The 15,903-nt window shown below is 51.0% G+C and carries 22 protein-coding genes; 6 read left to right on the plus strand and 16 right to left on the minus strand.

Translation table 11 applies throughout. The annotated features are described in order from the left end of the window. Positions 1–8 precede the first annotated feature (8 nt). The 7 genes from AAHF05_RS22965 to merT all read right to left on the minus strand — a co-directional run bounded on the left by AAHF05_RS22965 (position 9) and on the right by merT (position 3,736). Positions 9–221, minus strand: a complete 213-nt coding sequence (locus AAHF05_RS22965; protein WP_000993245.1) for a DUF3330 domain-containing protein — start codon at positions 219–221, stop codon at positions 9–11. A gap of 65 nt (positions 222–286) precedes the next feature. Beyond that, positions 287–523, minus strand: coding sequence for a broad-spectrum mercury transporter MerE (merE, locus tag AAHF05_RS22970; protein ID WP_001087807.1), 237 nt, complete (start codon positions 521–523; stop codon positions 287–289). Beyond that, positions 520–885, minus strand: coding sequence for a mercury resistance co-regulator MerD (gene merD, locus AAHF05_RS22975; RefSeq protein ID WP_001277466.1), 366 nt, complete (start codon positions 883–885; stop codon positions 520–522). The genes merE and merD overlap by 4 nt, the downstream gene beginning before the upstream one ends. Before the next feature lie 17 nt (positions 886–902). Continuing rightward, positions 903–2,588 carry a mercury(II) reductase gene (gene merA, locus AAHF05_RS22980; protein ID WP_000209296.1) on the minus strand — a complete coding sequence of 562 codons (1,686 nt, stop codon included), beginning with the start codon at positions 2,586–2,588 and terminating at the stop codon, positions 903–905. A 38-nt stretch (positions 2,589–2,626) separates the two neighbouring features. After that, a complete protein-coding gene (gene merC / locus AAHF05_RS22985; RefSeq protein WP_000522996.1) occupies positions 2,627–3,052 on the minus strand; it encodes an organomercurial transporter MerC in 426 nt (141 codons plus the stop codon). A 27-nt stretch (positions 3,053–3,079) separates the two neighbouring features. Beyond that, positions 3,080–3,355: a mercury resistance system periplasmic binding protein MerP gene (gene merP / locus AAHF05_RS22990; RefSeq protein ID WP_000732275.1), complete on the minus strand. Its 276-nt coding sequence runs from the start codon at positions 3,353–3,355 to the stop codon at positions 3,080–3,082. Positions 3,356–3,370: 15 nt separating this feature from the next. Beyond that, positions 3,371–3,736 (minus strand): mercuric ion transporter MerT, encoded by a 366-nt coding sequence (merT, locus tag AAHF05_RS22995; RefSeq protein WP_001294656.1) that lies wholly within the window; start codon positions 3,734–3,736, stop codon positions 3,371–3,373. A gap of 71 nt (positions 3,737–3,807) precedes the next feature. On the opposite strand from merT, the gene merR reads away from it, so the two are divergent. Beyond that, positions 3,808–4,263 carry an Hg(II)-responsive transcriptional regulator gene (merR, locus tag AAHF05_RS23000; protein ID WP_001166628.1) on the plus strand — a complete coding sequence of 152 codons (456 nt, stop codon included), beginning with the start codon at positions 3,808–3,810 and terminating at the stop codon, positions 4,261–4,263. A 32-nt stretch (positions 4,264–4,295) separates the two neighbouring features. Here the strand turns inward: merR and AAHF05_RS23005 are convergent, their stop codons facing one another. Further along, positions 4,296–4,454 (minus strand): hypothetical protein, encoded by a 159-nt coding sequence (locus AAHF05_RS23005; RefSeq protein WP_223230173.1) that lies wholly within the window; start codon positions 4,452–4,454, stop codon positions 4,296–4,298. A 33-nt stretch (positions 4,455–4,487) separates the two neighbouring features. Between AAHF05_RS23005 and AAHF05_RS23010 the strand changes: the two genes are divergently transcribed. The 4 genes from AAHF05_RS23010 (at position 4,488) to AAHF05_RS23025 (ending at position 7,096) form a co-directional block, all read left to right on the plus strand. Further along, entirely contained in the window at positions 4,488–4,688 is a 201-nt protein-coding gene (locus AAHF05_RS23010) for a hypothetical protein (protein ID WP_065945227.1), read from the plus strand. 252 nt (positions 4,689–4,940) lie between these two features. Beyond that, on the plus strand, positions 4,941–5,366 hold the full coding sequence (locus AAHF05_RS23015; RefSeq protein WP_000278471.1) for a hypothetical protein: 426 nt from the start codon (positions 4,941–4,943) through the stop codon (positions 5,364–5,366). A 548-nt stretch (positions 5,367–5,914) separates the two neighbouring features. Beyond that, a complete protein-coding gene (locus AAHF05_RS23020) occupies positions 5,915–6,223 on the plus strand; it encodes a hypothetical protein (RefSeq protein ID WP_001224686.1) in 309 nt (102 codons plus the stop codon). 15 nt (positions 6,224–6,238) lie between these two features. Further along, on the plus strand, positions 6,239–7,096 hold the full coding sequence (locus AAHF05_RS23025; protein ID WP_000784387.1) for an HNH endonuclease signature motif containing protein: 858 nt from the start codon (positions 6,239–6,241) through the stop codon (positions 7,094–7,096). Positions 7,097–7,702: 606 nt separating this feature from the next. On the opposite strand, the gene AAHF05_RS23030 is transcribed toward AAHF05_RS23025, so the two are convergent. From AAHF05_RS23030 to AAHF05_RS23065, 8 genes are all read right to left on the minus strand, one after another. Continuing rightward, a complete protein-coding gene (locus AAHF05_RS23030; protein WP_001287391.1) occupies positions 7,703–8,107 on the minus strand; it encodes an H-NS family nucleoid-associated regulatory protein in 405 nt (134 codons plus the stop codon). A 177-nt stretch (positions 8,108–8,284) separates the two neighbouring features. After that, positions 8,285–8,578 carry a hypothetical protein gene (locus AAHF05_RS23035; protein WP_001100635.1) on the minus strand — a complete coding sequence of 98 codons (294 nt, stop codon included), beginning with the start codon at positions 8,576–8,578 and terminating at the stop codon, positions 8,285–8,287. 25 nt (positions 8,579–8,603) lie between these two features. Next, positions 8,604–8,909, minus strand: a complete 306-nt coding sequence (locus AAHF05_RS23040; protein ID WP_223152485.1) for a hypothetical protein — start codon at positions 8,907–8,909, stop codon at positions 8,604–8,606. Positions 8,910–8,963: 54 nt separating this feature from the next. Next, the gene (locus AAHF05_RS23045) at positions 8,964–9,335 is read right to left on the minus strand and encodes a hypothetical protein (RefSeq protein WP_000916940.1); all 372 of its coding nucleotides are present in this window, start codon (positions 9,333–9,335) and stop codon (positions 8,964–8,966) included. A gap of 59 nt (positions 9,336–9,394) precedes the next feature. Then, positions 9,395–10,060, minus strand: a complete 666-nt coding sequence (locus AAHF05_RS23050) for a hypothetical protein (RefSeq protein ID WP_000490638.1) — start codon at positions 10,058–10,060, stop codon at positions 9,395–9,397. Between the two features lie 57 nt (positions 10,061–10,117). Then, positions 10,118–10,498, minus strand: coding sequence for a hypothetical protein (locus tag AAHF05_RS23055; protein ID WP_001371925.1), 381 nt, complete (start codon positions 10,496–10,498; stop codon positions 10,118–10,120). 329 nt (positions 10,499–10,827) lie between these two features. Beyond that, positions 10,828–11,688, minus strand: a complete 861-nt coding sequence (locus AAHF05_RS23060; RefSeq protein ID WP_000027057.1) for a broad-spectrum class A beta-lactamase TEM-1 — start codon at positions 11,686–11,688, stop codon at positions 10,828–10,830. A gap of 182 nt (positions 11,689–11,870) precedes the next feature. Next, on the minus strand, positions 11,871–12,428 hold the full coding sequence (locus tag AAHF05_RS23065; protein WP_001235713.1) for a recombinase family protein: 558 nt from the start codon (positions 12,426–12,428) through the stop codon (positions 11,871–11,873). A gap of 163 nt (positions 12,429–12,591) precedes the next feature. Here AAHF05_RS23065 and AAHF05_RS23070 point away from each other — a divergent pair, with 163 nt between their 5' ends. Next, positions 12,592–15,597: a Tn3-like element Tn3 family transposase gene (locus AAHF05_RS23070; RefSeq protein ID WP_001143760.1), complete on the plus strand. Its 3,006-nt coding sequence runs from the start codon at positions 12,592–12,594 to the stop codon at positions 15,595–15,597. The last annotated feature ends 306 nt before the right edge of the window (positions 15,598–15,903 follow it).

A 15,903-nucleotide genomic window follows, 5' to 3' on the forward strand; every position in this document is an offset into this window, starting at 1 on the left:
GCTATGCCTCAATCTGACGGCTGCGAACCGCCAGGGACAGGCGCAATGTCAGATTCTGTCGCGGCCTTGGCGCGTGCCTGGAAGCGTTCATAGCAATCCAGCCCGCAGAAATGTTCGACGTATTCCGCGCCTTCCGGGGTGAAGGCGGCATCGAGCGGAATTTCTTTGCAGCATACGCAGCAGGTGGTGCAACTGGCAGTGTTCGGGGCGTTTGCGTTCATGGTGGTACTCCTCCAGATTGGTAGCGAAGCTCAAAGCTGCCCACTCTCGGCTGGCTGGGAAGCGGTCATGATCTTCCCTTGAAGGCCCGCAGCAGCCGCGTCACAGACAGGACAAACAAGCCGGTCAGCGTGAGGGCTGCAATACCCCAGTGCTCCCCGATGAACGCGCCGGCCGTCGTGCCGGCTAGCACAATGGCGAGAATCGGCAAATGGCAGGGACAGGTGAGCACGGCCAGCGCGCCCCACAAGTAGCCGGTGATCGGTTTGTGCGTCTCAGACGGCAAGTGCTCTGGGCTGTTCATGGCAGACTCTCCGCGTGCTGTGCCGGTTCGGTTGGCATGGCGGCCAGTTGCATTTCGAGGCTGGCCAGGGCCTCGCGCCGACGCTCGACGAGTTGCCGCAACACGGCAAGCTGCGCAGACGCACCGTCACCGTCCGCAGCATCCAGCGCCCGGCACAGCCGCGCCAGTGCGTCCAGGCCGATACCCGCTTCGAAGGCAGCCCGTACAAAGCGCAGCCGTTGCAACGCGGTGTCATCGAACAAGCCGTAGCCGCCCGTGGTGTACGCGACCGGCCGTAGCAATCCGCGCAGCAGGTAGTCGCGCACGATATGCACGCTCACCCCGGCATCAAGGGCCAGCCGGGACACTGTGTAGGCGCTCATTGAACACCTCCTTTTCCTCATCCGGCGCAGCACGAAAGCTGCTTCACGTCCTTGCTGAAGGTCTGCGCCGCGAGCTTCAGCCCTTCGACCATGGTCAGGTAGGGGAACAATTGGTCGGCCAGTTCCTGCACGGTCATACGGTTGCGAATGGCGAGCACCGCCGTCTGGATCAGTTCACCCGCTTCCGGGGCCACCGCTTGCACGCCGATGAGCCGTCCGCTACCTTCCTCGATGACCAGCTTGATGAAGCCGCGTGTGTCGAAGTTGGCAAGCGCACGCGGCACGTTATCCAGTGTTAGCAGGCGACTGTCGGTCTCGATCCCGTCGTGATGTGCTTCCGCCTCGCTGTAGCCCACGGTGGCGACCTGCGGGTCGGTGAACACCACGGCCGGCATTGCGGTCAGGTCCAGGGCCGCATCGCCGCCAGTCATGTTGATCGCCGCACGAGTGCCGGCCGCTGCCGCCACATAGACGAACTGCGGCTGGTCGGTGCAGTCGCCGGCCGCGTAGATGTTCGGGCTACTGGTGCGCATGCCCTTGTCGATGACGATGGCCCCCTGCGCATTGACGGCTACCCCCGCCGCTTCCAATGCCAGGCTGCGCGTGTTCGGTGTCCGGCCGGTGGCGACCAGCAGCTTGTCGGCGCGCAATTCACCGTGCGTGGTGGTCAGCACGAATTCACCGTCCATATGGGCGACCTGGCTGGCTTGCGTGTGCTCCAGCACCTCGATGCCCTCGGCACGGAAAGCGGCTGTCACCGCCTCGCCGATGGCCGGGTCTTCACGGAAGAACAAGGTATTGCGCGCCAGGGCCGTGACCTTGCTGCCCAGCCGGGCAAAGGCTTGCGCCAGCTCCAGCGCCACCACCGACGAGCCGATTACGGCAAGGCGTTCGGGAATGGTGTCGCTCGCCAGGGCCTCGGTGGAAGTCCAGTAGGGTGACTCTTTCAAGCCCGGAATCGGCGGGACCGCCGGGCTGGCACCCGTGGCGACCAGGCAGCGGTCGAACATCACGACGCGCTCGCCACCCTCGTTCAAACTAACGATAAGGCTCTGGTCGTCCTTGAAACGCGCTTCACCGTGCAGAACGGTGATGGCTGAATTGCCGTCCAGGATGCCTTCGTACTTGGCATGACGGAGTTCTTCGACACGGGCCTGCTGCTGGGCCAGCAGCCGCTCGCGCAAGATCGTCGGCGGTGTGGGTGGCATGCCGCCGTCGAATGGGCTTTCCCGGCGCAGATGGGCGATGTGGGCGGCGCGGATCATGATCTTGGACGGCACACAACCGACGTTGACGCAGGTGCCGCCGATGGTGCCGCGCTCAATCAGCGTGACCTGCGCGCCTTGCTCGACGGCCTTCAGTGCTGCCGCCATCGCGGCTCCACCGCTACCAATGACGACGACCTGCAACGGGCGTTCGTTGCCACTGGGCTTATCAGCGGCCCCTATCCAGCCGCGCATCTTGTCGAGCAGGCCGGCGCGGTTGTCCGTCGGTGGCGCATCGGCAAGCGTTGCCTCGTAGCCCAGTCCGGCCACGGCGGTAGTCAGCGCATCCGATGACGTGCCCGCCTCAATGGCGAGTTGCGCTGTGCCCTTCGGATAGGACACCAGCGCCGATTGCACGCCGGGCACTTTCTCCAAGGCTTCCTTGACGTGAGCCGCGCACGAGTCGCAGGTCATCCCGGTGATTTTCAGGGTGGTCATGTATTTTTCCTTTTCTGTGGTGGCTACGGCTGTTGCCGTCAGCCACGTTGTTCTGGCAATTCACAGCTGTCCGGCCCGCAGCGGCGATGTGCTGGCGAGATGAAATCCCAGACCGACACCCCAACCATCAAGGCCAGGCCGACATAGAGCAGTCCACCGCTCTGCCAGCCGTAAGCCCGCATTAAAAACACCGCTGCCAGCACCAAGATCGGGCCTATCGTGCCGAGCGCCGTGCGTCGCCACTGTCGATGATTGAGCCAAGCGATAGCATTGGCGAGTAACGCGATGCCGGCGAACATCGGCAGCAGGATGCCAATGAATAGCCCCTCGTACTGGCTCAAGAAGCCCAGTCCGATGGCCGCGCCAAAGCTGGCGATGGCAGGAAAACAGGCGGCGCAGCCCATCGCGGAAACGACGCTGCCGAGCGCGCCGGTTTTGCCAGCGATGCGCGTGATGAGTCCCATGTGTCGCTCCCGAGTTCGGTTAACGGATCAGCGTTTGAGGCTGGACGGATAGCCCGCGTCCTCGGTCGCCTTGGTCAACTTCTGGACGTTGGTCTTGGCATCGTCGAAGGTGACGACGGCCTGGCGCTTGTCGAAACTTACGTCGGTCTTGCTCACGCCCTCAACCTTGGAAAGCGCGTGCTTGACAGTGATCGGGCAAGAGGCGCAGGTCATGCCAGGCACGGACAGCGTGACGGTCTGGGTGGCGGCCCACACGGGGGCAACAACGGCAGCGAGGGCGAGGGCGGCAAACAGTTTTTTCATGATGAACTCCTGTGATTAATAGAAAAATGGCATGACGTAGGGAAATCCGAGCGAGACCAGGACCAGCGCGGCCACGATCCAGAAAATGAGCTTGTAAGTAGCTCGCACTTGGGGAATCGCGCAGACCTCACCCGGTTTGCAGGCTTGCGCCGGGCGGTAGATGCGCCGCCAGGCGAAAAACAGCGCGACCAGCGCTGCGCCGATGAAGATCGGGCGATAGGGTTCCAGCACCGTCAGGTTGCCGATCCATGCCCCGCTGAACCCCAAGGCGATCAAAACCAGCGGCCCCAGGCAGCAGGCCGACGCAAGAATGGCGGCCAGCCCACCGGCGAAGAGCGCGCCGCGCCCGTTTTGTGGTTCAGACTTTTGTGGTTCAGACATACGCTTGTCCTTTCAAATTTGGTTTGGATAGCTTAAGCTTACTTCCGTAGTTATGTACGGAGTCAAGCGATATGCAAATTAATTTTGAGAATCTGACCATTGGCGTTTTTGCCAAGGCGGCCGGGGTCAATGTGGAGACCATCCGGTTCTACCAGCGCAAGGGCCTGCTGCCGGAGCCAGACAAGCCCTATGGCAGCATTCGCCGCTATGGCGAGGCGGATGTAACACGAGTGCGGTTCGTGAAATCGGCCCAGCGGCTGGGCTTTAGCCTGGACGAAATCGCCGAGCTACTGCGGCTGGAGGATGGCACCCATTGCGAGGAAGCCAGCGGCCTGGCCGAGCACAAGCTCAAGGATGTGCGCGAGAAGATGGCCGACTTGGCACGCATGGAGGCCGTGCTGTCTGAACTGGTGTGCGCCTGCCATGCGCGGAAAGGGAACGTTTCCTGCCCGCTGATTGCGTCACTGCAAGACGGAACGAAGCTCGCTGCATCGGCGCGGGGGAGTCACGGGGTGACTACGCCTTAGCGTGCTTTATTTTCCGAATTCTGAGACGACCCCTAGATATCCAGGGTGAGCACTGCGAGCGCGTAGTGACGCAACGTAGTGGCGTGGCACAGGGTAAATTTAAAGCTCTGCTCATCGAGAATTTCGCGGGCCGTTGTGCGGTAACCGGTTGGGTTAATGGCGGTGTCCTGGATGCGGCACACATTGAACATGGAACCCGGTACAATCCGTCTAATGGCATCCTGATGACTCCAACAATGCATGCTCTGTTTGATGCCGATCTTATGGGCATAGATCCGGCCACCCTGACCGTTCATTTTAAGCCAGGCATTGAGCTGGGCGAGCTGTTTGAAGGCCGTAAAATCACACCGCTGGTGTACGATCTGGACTTAGAGCGGCTGGCCGTACGCTGGGCAGGATACCAGGGCCTGGCTCATGAACAATGATGGGTTACAGCCGGGATGTGTGAAAACCCGTCAGTGAAACCTGCATGCGCCATACCTTTAAATTTAAACTCAAGAGCCAGGCTCAAGATAAAACCGAAATGAAAAGGTAAAATCCGGTGCACCAGATCTCTTAGGTTTAATACCTGAGCCGGTATACTGGCAGGCGCAGGCATGTGGGTATTATCCAGTCCATACATCTCCACACAGTGTTAACCGCAACATTTAAAGTTCAATAAGGACGGTTTCAATTTTATGTATAAAACAGCATTAGTGATGATTATCGGGATCCTCGGATGCAGTAAAGCATTTGCAGCCACTGAATTACAGCTCCAGCAAAAACGCGTTATGCAGTTCTGTGCCAACGCCAGTCTTCCATTGTTAGTTGCGGGTACAACGTACGCGAATACGTCTGACAACGGGCGACCAGAAAAAGAAAGATTGGCAATCCTGAAAAATTCAGTTGCAAGCTCGACAGCTTATAAAATGGCATCTCCCGGAGTTCAGATTGCCATGATGAGCGTGGTGGAAGATATTGCCGATCCGAAAGAATTAGCTCTACATCAAAAAGAAGTTAGACGTCTTGGGGCTAGTTATCTTTCCGACAGCGGTGTTTCATGGGCTTCAAAAACTGTTTCACCATTTACAGCCTGGTGTAACTTTAACCGTTTAGAAAGTTAAGGCTGGCAAGGCGGTTCCTGTTCAGGAAAGTTACTTTCCGTGCGGGGACCGTAAGATACAGATAAAGCTTAAGGCCTTTGAATTTCTGGAAAGCATTTGAAAATTTCATTGCGCTTGTCTGATATGAAACAGCCCCTGCATTTCTGCAAAGGCTGAAAGAGTGTGTACGGACTTTGGAAGGAGTGATGATATACGCCTGAGCCATCCCATCACCGCAGACAGGGTAATTAACCCTGACTAAAGCTTTCACCTATTCCGTCGCTCGCAAGCGGCTTTCGCACACTAACGAAGGTATGGCCTTTCGTCGGTGTTAAATTTTTCAAACTTTGCTTACTTTGTCAAGGAAGGTGACCGCAGTAGTAGGCACAACTACTTTAATCTGTATGAATAATAAGGTAGAACCGGCCAGTGAATGAATGCTTTCCCTGAAATCAGGCGGACAACCTTCAGGAATATTGATAGCAAGACTGAATCTCTCGCTGCGGCGATAAACATTTCGCCATAACCCTGAACGAGAGTGGTTCATCCATCATATACAGGAGCGTTACATGCGCAAATTTAAGTACATAATCTGTCACCAGTGCGAAGGCCACGGGACCATGGAAAACCCGGCCTTTGAAAATGGATTCACCCAATCAGAAATGGCTGAGTGGGAGCCAGAAATGCGTGAAAAGTATTTTGCCGGAGCATTTGATGTTCGCTGTGACGTTTGTGCCGGTGACGGTAAGCTCAGCGTACCAAACGTAGCGGCTATGTCTTTTTCAGAACGACGGGTTCTGGCAGCACGGCGGCGTGATGAGCGTCTTCAGGCTGCTGATGAACGGCTGTCCCGCCAGGAACGAGCAATGGGGTACTGAGGTGTTACAGCAAAGATGAAAATGACGAAGCCAAAACCGGTAAGCCGGATGAAAAGACCGTTTATTAGTGAGCTTGCAGAGCTGGGTTTATCGGGTGAAATTCTTTCAATTCGAACTGACGGCATGCAGGGGACGCTCATACCCGATCTTACCGCAGGGGTGAGTGAAGCAGGCCGTGTGAAAACCGGCAACTGGGTAATCTCTGACAAGAGAACCTTCGACCATGTCGTTCTGTGTGTTGAAAGACAAGATGAGAACCATGATGTGTACGTAGGTAAATTCATCCAGTTACATGTAGCCGCTAATAAGAGCCTTAAGATCGTCGAAATGGGCGATGTGAAACTGGTGGCCATAACCAGCTCGATTCCTACCACTTTTAATGGTGGGATAAAGAGATACAAAGGGGTTACGTATGTGTCACTTTCCCAAACAGCTCAAACCACTATCGACTTCCCGAAGCGTATCTACAAAGAGGGCCAGGAATGTACTTCTGTCACCAGTCCTGACCAAGGTCCTTTCGCCCGGGATGTTAGGTTGAATTGCTACGGGCGATGTGTTGTCACCGGCGTAAGGTCCCCCTGGCGTACTGAGGCCGCGCACTTAACGCCACGTCATGAAGAAGGCATTCCCGACGTAACGAACGGAATTTTACTTCGCCGTGATATCCATACACTGTTCGACAATGACCATTGCGCCATAAACCCTGACACTATGAAAATTTACTTCAGCCGGGAGGCCCGGGAGTTGGATGATGATCTCCTGAAATGGCATGGGAATGAGATAGAGACGACACGCATGCAGGTTCCGGTTAACATCGAAAACCTTCGGATACGATGGCAAAAATTTAAGGCTAAGGATCGTCAGCGTAAATAAAGCCATAAGCTGAACCACGGCGAGGATTAGTCTTGTTCACTAAATGACAGCGAGAGATTAAATGCAAACCCAAAAAGATATTACAGTTGGCCAGATCTGGGAAGAAGTGGATCCAAGACTGATCCGGAAAGTGCGAGTTGTTGAGGTGGCCTCGTTAGAAGGGCCCAAAGGCATCCTAATCGAAAACGTGGAGTCTGGTCGTAAGAACTGGGCGTCGTCATCCCGCTTTAATGGAAAGCGTGGAGGGTATCGTCTTATTTCCTGAAGGTTTTGCCAATATGGGAAACTGAAGAGGTTGAAACCATCCCGGTGAGGGAGCATATCTGGTAAAGAAGAGTCTTTAAAAAGGTTTTACGCGACCTGGGATAATAAACGGGAAAACGATACCCAAAAAAAGAATACAGCGATGATAACGATAAGGAATGGTAAGGGCTTCAATATTTTGAGAAATGACCTGGCTTCCTTTGCATCTGCATTTCTAATCAAACTGTCCACATAGGGATCACAGCTCTTAGGTTCTGAATTTTTCATATGTTCTGTACCTGAAATTGATTCCGTATGAGAAAAGGCCACCGAAGTGGCCTCTATCAAAACTGGTGGCAAAAGTTAGATCAGGAAATCATCAAGACTTTTACCGGCTGCAATTTGTTCTGCCAGAGCTTTGGGGGTACGGCCCTGTCCAGTCCACGTTTTTGTTTCGCCATTTTCATCAGTAAATGAGTATTTGGCCGGGCGTGGTTCACGGCTTTTCTTGGTAGCCGTAGATTTGGCCTGGAATGAGCCAAGCAGCTCTTCCGGGTTGATACCATCTTCTTCCATTAACTTACGCAGGGCGTCAAGTTTCTCCTGACGAGCTTGCAGTTCGGCAGCTTTGGATGATTCTTCCTGACGACGCTCATCAACAATGACATTAAGCTTTTCGAGGATTTCCTCAAGTACTTCTAAAGGCAGCTCGCGGCCCTGGGCGCGAAGAGTACGAATATTGTTTAACGATTTGAGTGCTTCAGACATACGACCTCACTTTCTAATTCTTTGATAAGGATTTACTTAATCATAATACACTCTATAAGGAAAAAGATGCCAGCTTTATGTCTTCAGGTACAAAGATATCTTGCTAAGAATACTCCTTATCTTCCTTGTGCAGACTGTTTCGTGCTTTCGATGTTGTTCATGAGTCTTAAAATCTGCTCACTGTTTAGGGTACTCATGCTGTAAATCATCAAGAAGGAAGCGCAGAACAACATAAGCAATCGGAAAAGGAAACCATGCCAGTGACAGGCCATATATGGCGGAGATAAACATAGGGTAATTTAACTCACTTACAAAATTCGCTTCATTGTATTGTTGAATCGAAATGGCAGAAGCAAAAATTATAATTAAAGTAAGAAAAATCCACTCTAGCCATCTCTTTTTATAACAAGCATAAGCGAAAGCTGTAGGGTAAAAAATAAAGCAAAAAATTCCAGCTGCAATTACGTTCATAAAAGTAACTTTCCTGATAGCGCAGTTATTTTTCGAATGCAGCATCATGAACAACTGCCATAACATTGATGATTGGCTTTCTTTTTCTGAAGAACCTTCCGCGCGGCAAAGTTTCTCCCGCTTTGAGACGATAAAGCCAGAAAACATAAGCCGGAGGAACATTGCTGTCAAAAATATCTGAACAAGTTTGAACTGTGATGCCTACTGTATTGTCTTTCCTCATCTCTTTAAAAGTGCCTTGCAATGCAGCGGATAACGTCATTTTTAAGAAACCTTTTTCTGTTTGAACGGATAGACTTGACTTAGCTGGCTTGACTGTAATGTTTGCCACTAAAGATCCCTCGTTCTGAGGATGCAGGCACTACAAAGTTACCGTCAGGTCTAATCATACGAGTTTGGATGAAATTTTTGCCGGATTTGGTTTTTCAACCTGGTGCTCGATCTTCCATTCTTCTTTGACGGGACCGGATGACAAATGAACTAGAACCGGTACTTTTTTACGTGTTCTATCCAGAACAATACAATTTGATTTATCCGTATCAACGCTTCCCTGAAGAGTATTCAAAGAGCAATTATCATATCCCTCAACCGGAACTGCATTACCTTGGATATCAATTTTGAATCCTCCAGCTATTACAATTTCGGGTGCATTATCATTTAAAGTCTCGTCATAGGCAGCATCAACTACATCGCAAGCAGTAAGAGTAAGTGACGATGCCACAGCAAGACACAATAAAGAAAATCTGTTTTTGAGCATATTTGAGACCTTTTATAAAAATAAAATAACAGGAGAATTGTATCATTAACAGTCTAGTTCTAACGACTACCACTTTTAAGTATGTATTGAGCCAGTTTTATATTCAGGCACACCATATTGCACTCTAGCTCTTTCATCATCCTAGAAGAACTCTTAATTAAGTATTCTTCAAGTGGGCCAGCATATGCCCCTGATGTCACGATCGTTAGTTGCGTAAGAGGATGAGTCAAACTCTCAATGCCCTTCAGGATGTCATTCTGGACAGCAGCAATATAAACAGGCGAAGCCGCAATCAAATATTCATCATTCGGACTGGACTGCATTAACTGGCTTATAGTTGCGCAACGGTTATGCTTTCCTAGTGATTTTGTGATGGCTTTCCACCAGAGATCATGCCTGAATGGTACTTGATGAAATGTCGCCTCGTAAGAGGGCACCCGATCTCGACTATTTAAAAACCCCATCCCGGCAGAGATTATCCACAACTCCAGATTTCTGGTTGAGTTTAAAATTTCCTTTGCCGTAGACCAGTGATTACCTGAATACAAGGACAATGCCGGTACCGCCTGATTACTTCTGGCGTCGTCTACAATGTTACTCCAGGCATATGCTGCGTCGTCCGGGGTTTGTTTTGGATCTATGTCCAATGTCGGCCAGACGTGGCCCTGATGATTCTTGCCCTTTGTACAGGAAGTGATTAAGTGTACTGAGCGTTCAGAGAACATTATCTTCCTTACATACCCATAGAACAGCTTTCTAAGAACGGTGGGCTCGCCTGAAAATTACAAATCAGCCCCTTTCACGGCATCATTTTGATTCTTCGCGTCTGCCCCCAGTAAGATGACCGGTTTTCTGCATGACAGTGTTATTCCTAACAAACGCAACACAAAACCACGCCAGCCAGAGCAAATTTTTTCATTTGCTGCGTAAAGCCTATTGTTTTCTCTTTTAAGCTTCGCCCACTCGTTACAGAGGGTAACATCATCAAGCGCTGTTATATGCTTCGCCTCACCTTCGACGATAACGGTATGGATACCGTATGCTGTAAATCTCATACTATTTTCCAGAACCCAGTTGCGGTATTCGTTGAGTCCACCTTCGGAACCGGTAGCTCTGCGCCACATTTCAATTTGCTTGTGTGATGGGTCAAGTGTACTTGTCATTGAAGCCTCGTCTCAGCGATAACGCTTGAAATAGCCCGCTTTGGTCAAAATGAAATTAGCCATCTGACTGGCGATTTGATTGTATCTTACTCATAGTGCCCAACCTATAGGTTAAAAAGGGGCATTTTCGCTTTATAGCGTGTTCAACATCATCAATCATCCCAAGAAAGGCTGGCTTATTAGGGGTCTGACGCTCAGTGGAACGAAAACTCACGTTAAGGGATTTTGGTCATGAGATTATCAAAAAGGATCTTCACCTAGATCCTTTTAAATTAAAAATGAAGTTTTAAATCAATCTAAAGTATATATGAGTAAACTTGGTCTGACAGTTACCAATGCTTAATCAGTGAGGCACCTATCTCAGCGATCTGTCTATTTCGTTCATCCATAGTTGCCTGACTCCCCGTCGTGTAGATAACTACGATACGGGAGGGCTTACCATCTGGCCCCAGTGCTGCAATGATACCGCGAGACCCACGCTCACCGGCTCCAGATTTATCAGCAATAAACCAGCCAGCCGGAAGGGCCGAGCGCAGAAGTGGTCCTGCAACTTTATCCGCCTCCATCCAGTCTATTAATTGTTGCCGGGAAGCTAGAGTAAGTAGTTCGCCAGTTAATAGTTTGCGCAACGTTGTTGCCATTGCTGCAGGCATCGTGGTGTCACGCTCGTCGTTTGGTATGGCTTCATTCAGCTCCGGTTCCCAACGATCAAGGCGAGTTACATGATCCCCCATGTTGTGCAAAAAAGCGGTTAGCTCCTTCGGTCCTCCGATCGTTGTCAGAAGTAAGTTGGCAGCAGTGTTATCACTCATGGTTATGGCAGCACTGCATAATTCTCTTACTGTCATGCCATCCGTAAGATGCTTTTCTGTGACTGGTGAGTACTCAACCAAGTCATTCTGAGAATAGTGTATGCGGCGACCGAGTTGCTCTTGCCCGGCGTCAACACGGGATAATACCGCACCACATAGCAGAACTTTAAAAGTGCTCATCATTGGAAAACGTTCTTCGGGGCGAAAACTCTCAAGGATCTTACCGCTGTTGAGATCCAGTTCGATGTAACCCACTCGTGCACCCAACTGATCTTCAGCATCTTTTACTTTCACCAGCGTTTCTGGGTGAGCAAAAACAGGAAGGCAAAATGCCGCAAAAAAGGGAATAAGGGCGACACGAAAATGTTGAATACTCATACTCTTCCTTTTTCAATATTATTGAAGCATTTACCAGGGTTATTGTCTCATGAGCGGATACATATTTGAATGTATTTAGAAAAATAAACAAATAGGGGTTCCGCGCACATTTCCCCGAAAAGTGCCACCTGACGTCTAAGAAACCATTATTATCATGACATTAACCTATAAAAATAGGCGTATCACGAGGCCCTTTCGTCTTCAAGAATTTTATAAACCGTGGAGCGGGCAATACTGAGCTGATGAGCAATTTCCGTTGCACCAGTGCCCTTCTGATGAAGCGTCAGCACGACGTTCCTGTCCACGGTACGCCTGCGGCCAAATTTGATTCCTTTCAGCTTTGCTTCCTGTCGGCCCTCATTCGTGCGTTCTAGGATCCTCCGGCGTTCAGCCTGTGCCACAGCCGACAGGATGGTGACCACCATTTGCCCCATATCACCGTCGGTACTGATCCCGTCATCAATGAACCGGACTGCCACGCCCTGAGCGTCAAATTCCTTTATCAGTTGGATCATATCGGCAGTGTCGCGGCCAAGACGGTCGAGCTTCTTAACCAGAATGACATCACCTTCCTCCACCTTCATCCTCAGCAAATCCAGCCCTTCCCGGTCTGTTGAACTGCCGGATGCCTTATCGGTAAATATACGGTTTGCTTTCACACCTGCGTCTTTGAGTGCTCTGACCTGAAGATCAAGAGACTGCTGACTGGTTGAGACCCGAGCGTAACCAAAAAGTCGCATAAAAATGTACCTTAAATCGAATATCGGACAACTCATGTCTATTATTACAAATTTACGATTTAATAGACATATTAATGTAACAGTTTTACGATGTCCGATAATTTATAACATTTCGTACGGTTGGAAAAATGTTACTAAATGCCCGTCAGGCAGGGAGGCCGATATGCCCGTTGACTTTCTGACCACTGAGCAGACTGAAAGCTATGGCAGATTCACCGGTGAACCGGATGAGCTTCAGCTGGCACGATATTTTCACCTTGATGAAGCAGACAAGGAATTTATCGGAAAAAGCAGAGGTGATCACAACCGTCTGGGCATTGCCCTGCAAATTGGATGTGTCCGTTTTCTGGGCACCTTCCTCACCGATATGAATCATATTCCTTCCGGCGTCCGGCATTTTACCGCCAGACAGCTCGGGATTCGTGATATCACCGTTCTTGCAGAATACGGTCAGAGGGAAAATACCCGCCGTGAGCATGCAGCGCTGATACGTCAGCACTATCAGTATCGTGAATTTGCCTGGCCCTGGACATTTCGCCTTACCCGTCTTTTATATACCCGGAGCTGGATAAGCAACGAACGTCCTGGCCTGCTTTTCGATCTGGCGACAGGGTGGCTTATGCAACATCGTATTATTCTCCCCGGAGCCACTACGCTGACCCGGTTGATTTCAGAGGTAAGGGAAAAGGCGACGTTGCGCCTGTGGAACAAACTGGCACTGATACCGTCAGCCGAACAGCGTTCACAGCTGGAGATGCTGCTGGGGCCAACTGATTGCAGCCGCCTGTCTTTACTGGAATCACTGAAAAAGGGCCCTGTGACCATCAGTGGTCCGGCGTTTAATGAAGCAATTGAACGCTGGAAAACTCTGAACGATTTTGGCCTGCATGCTGAAAACCTGAGTACACTCCCGGCTGTGCGCCTGAAAAATCTCGCACGTTATGCTGGTATGACTTCGGTGTTCAATATTGCCAGGATGTCACCGCAGAAAAGGATGGCGGTTCTGGTTGCCTTTGTCCTTGCATGGGAAACGCTGGCGCTGGATGATGCATTGGACGTTCTGGACGCCATGCTGGCCGTTATCATCCGTGACGCCAGAAAGATTGGGCAGAAAAAACGGCTCCGCTCGCTGAAGGATCTGGATAAATCTGCATTGGCGCTCGCCAGCGCATGTTCGTACCTGCTGAAAGAAGAAACACCGGACGAATCGATTCGTGCTGAGGTGTTCAGCTACATCCCAAGGCAAAAGCTGGCTGAAATCATCACGCTTGTCCGTGAAATTGCCCGGCCCTCAGACGATAATTTTCATGAAGAAATGGTGGAGCAGTACGGGCGCGTTCGTCGTTTCCTGCCCCATCTGCTGAATACCGTTAAATTTTCATCCGCACCTGCCGGGGTTACCACTCTGAATGCCTGTGACTACCTCAGCCGGGAGTTCAGCTCACGGCGGCAGTTTTTTGACGACGCACCAACGGAAATTATCAGTCGGTCATGGAAACGGCTGGTGATTAACAAGGAAAAACATATCACCCGCAGGGGATACACGCTCTGCTTTCTCAGTAAACTGCAGGATAGTCTGAGGCGGAGGGATGTCTACGTTACCGGCAGTAACCGGTGGGGAGATCCTCGTGCAAGATTACTACAGGGTGCTGACTGGCAGGCAAACCGGATTAAGGTTTATCGTTCTTTGGGGCACCCGACAGACCCGCAGGAAGCAATAAAATCTCTGGGTCATCAGCTTGATAGTCGTTACAGACAGGTTGCTGCACGTCTTTGCGAAAATGAGGCTGTCGAACTCGATGTTTCTGGCCCGAAGCCCCGGTTGACAATTTCTCCCCTCGCCAGTCTTGATGAGCCGGACAGTCTGAAACGACTGAGCAAAATGATCAGTGATCTACTCCCTCCGGTGGATTTAACGGAGTTGCTGCTCGAAATTAACGCCCATACCGGATTTGCTGATGAGTTTTTCCATGCTAGTGAAGCCAGTGCCAGAGTTGATGATCTGCCCGTCAGCATCAGCGCCGTGCTGATGGCTGAAGCCTGCAATATCGGTCTGGAACCACTGATCAGATCAAATGTTCCTGCACTGACCCGACACCGGCTGAACTGGACAAAAGCGAACTATCTGCGGGCTGAAACTATCACCAGCGCTAATGCCAGACTGGTTGATTTTCAGGCAACGCTGCCACTGGCACAGATATGGGGTGGAGGAGAAGTGGCATCTGCAGATGGAATGCGCTTTGTTACGCCAGTCAGAACAATCAATGCCGGACCGAACCGCAAATACTTTGGTAATAACAGAGGGATCACCTGGTACAACTTTGTGTCCGATCAGTATTCCGGCTTTCATGGCATCGTTATACCGGGGACGCTGAGGGACTCTATCTTTGTGCTGGAAGGTCTTCTGGAACAGGAGACCGGGCTGAATCCAACCGAAATTATGACCGATACAGCAGGTGCCAGCGAACTTGTCTTTGGCCTTTTCTGGCTGCTGGGATACCAGTTTTCTCCACGCCTGGCTGATGCCGGTGCTTCGGTTTTCTGGCGAATGGACCATGATGCCGACTATGGCGTGCTGAATGATATTGCCAGAGGGCAATCAGATCCCCGAAAAATAGTCCTTCAGTGGGACGAAATGATCCGGACCGCTGGCTCCCTGAAGCTGGGCAAAGTACAGGTTTCAGTGCTGGTCCGTTCATTGCTGAAAAGTGAACGTCCTTCCGGACTGACTCAGGCAATCATTGAAGTGGGGCGCATCAACAAAACGCTGTATCTGCTTAATTATATTGATGATGAAGATTACCGCCGGCGCATTCTGACCCAGCTTAATCGGGGAGAAAGTCGCCATGCCGTTGCCAGAGCCATCTGTCACGGTCAAAAAGGTGAGATAAGAAAACGATATACCGACGGTCAGGAAGATCAACTGGGCACACTGGGGCTGGTCACTAACGCCGTCGTGTTATGGAACACTATTTATATGCAGGCAGCCCTGGATCATCTCCGGGCGCAGGGTGAAACACTGAATGATGAAGATATCGCACGCCTCTCCCCGCTTTGCCACGGACATATCAATATGCTCGGCCATTATTCCTTCACGCTGGCAGAACTGGTGACCAAAGGACATCTGAGACCATTAAAAGAGGCGTCAGAGGCAGAAAACGTTGCTTAACGTGAGTTTTCGTTCCACTGAGCGTCAGACCCCTATTAAGCCGGTCCATCATTTTCTGTATATCTCTCATCAATTTTTATATCCGGCCTGAAGTGCACCGTTCAAGCACACCGATCAGGCAGTTAGTCACTAGTTAACTCTTTACTAGAGACTAAATTCCATTGATTTACGTGACAACGTCACGTCATTAAGGTTTGCAAATGCCTAATTTTCATACTATGGGATTTAATTAGGAGTAAATCCCACAGGTTTACATAAAGCTGACATTTAAAAGTGTTAAAAATCAATCAGATAGAAAGAAAAGGC

Origin of the sequence: Enterobacter adelaidei, assembly GCF_041937165.1 — a bacterium.
Classification (GTDB): Bacteria; Pseudomonadota; Gammaproteobacteria; order Enterobacterales; family Enterobacteriaceae; genus Enterobacter; species Enterobacter adelaidei.

Coding starts and splice junctions, on each gene's coding strand:
- AAHF05_RS22965 (WP_000993245.1), bottom strand. CDS start 221: ATGAACGCAAACGCCCCGAACACTGCCAGTTGCACCACCTGCTGCGTA.
- merE (WP_001087807.1), bottom strand. CDS start 523: ATGAACAGCCCAGAGCACTTGCCGTCTGAGACGCACAAACCGATCACC.
- merD (WP_001277466.1), bottom strand. CDS start 885: ATGAGCGCCTACACAGTGTCCCGGCTGGCCCTTGATGCCGGGGTGAGC.
- merA (WP_000209296.1), bottom strand. CDS start 2,588: ATGACCACCCTGAAAATCACCGGGATGACCTGCGACTCGTGCGCGGCT.
- merC (WP_000522996.1), bottom strand. CDS start 3,052: ATGGGACTCATCACGCGCATCGCTGGCAAAACCGGCGCGCTCGGCAGC.
- merP (WP_000732275.1), bottom strand. CDS start 3,355: ATGAAAAAACTGTTTGCCGCCCTCGCCCTCGCTGCCGTTGTTGCCCCC.
- merT (WP_001294656.1), bottom strand. CDS start 3,736: ATGTCTGAACCACAAAAGTCTGAACCACAAAACGGGCGCGGCGCGCTC.
- merR (WP_001166628.1), top strand. CDS start 3,808: ATGCAAATTAATTTTGAGAATCTGACCATTGGCGTTTTTGCCAAGGCG.
- AAHF05_RS23005 (WP_223230173.1), bottom strand. CDS start 4,454: ATGTTCAATGTGTGCCGCATCCAGGACACCGCCATTAACCCAACCGGT.
- AAHF05_RS23010 (WP_065945227.1), top strand. CDS start 4,488: ATGACTCCAACAATGCATGCTCTGTTTGATGCCGATCTTATGGGCATA.
- AAHF05_RS23015 (WP_000278471.1), top strand. CDS start 4,941: ATGTATAAAACAGCATTAGTGATGATTATCGGGATCCTCGGATGCAGT.
- AAHF05_RS23020 (WP_001224686.1), top strand. CDS start 5,915: ATGCGCAAATTTAAGTACATAATCTGTCACCAGTGCGAAGGCCACGGG.
- AAHF05_RS23025 (WP_000784387.1), top strand. CDS start 6,239: ATGAAAATGACGAAGCCAAAACCGGTAAGCCGGATGAAAAGACCGTTT.
- AAHF05_RS23030 (WP_001287391.1), bottom strand. CDS start 8,107: ATGTCTGAAGCACTCAAATCGTTAAACAATATTCGTACTCTTCGCGCC.
- AAHF05_RS23035 (WP_001100635.1), bottom strand. CDS start 8,578: ATGAACGTAATTGCAGCTGGAATTTTTTGCTTTATTTTTTACCCTACA.
- AAHF05_RS23045 (WP_000916940.1), bottom strand. CDS start 9,335: ATGCTCAAAAACAGATTTTCTTTATTGTGTCTTGCTGTGGCATCGTCA.
- AAHF05_RS23050 (WP_000490638.1), bottom strand. CDS start 10,060: ATGTTCTCTGAACGCTCAGTACACTTAATCACTTCCTGTACAAAGGGC.
- AAHF05_RS23055 (WP_001371925.1), bottom strand. CDS start 10,498: ATGACAAGTACACTTGACCCATCACACAAGCAAATTGAAATGTGGCGC.
- AAHF05_RS23060 (WP_000027057.1), bottom strand. CDS start 11,688: ATGAGTATTCAACATTTTCGTGTCGCCCTTATTCCCTTTTTTGCGGCA.
- AAHF05_RS23065 (WP_001235713.1), bottom strand. CDS start 12,428: ATGCGACTTTTTGGTTACGCTCGGGTCTCAACCAGTCAGCAGTCTCTT.
- AAHF05_RS23070 (WP_001143760.1), top strand. CDS start 12,592: ATGCCCGTTGACTTTCTGACCACTGAGCAGACTGAAAGCTATGGCAGA.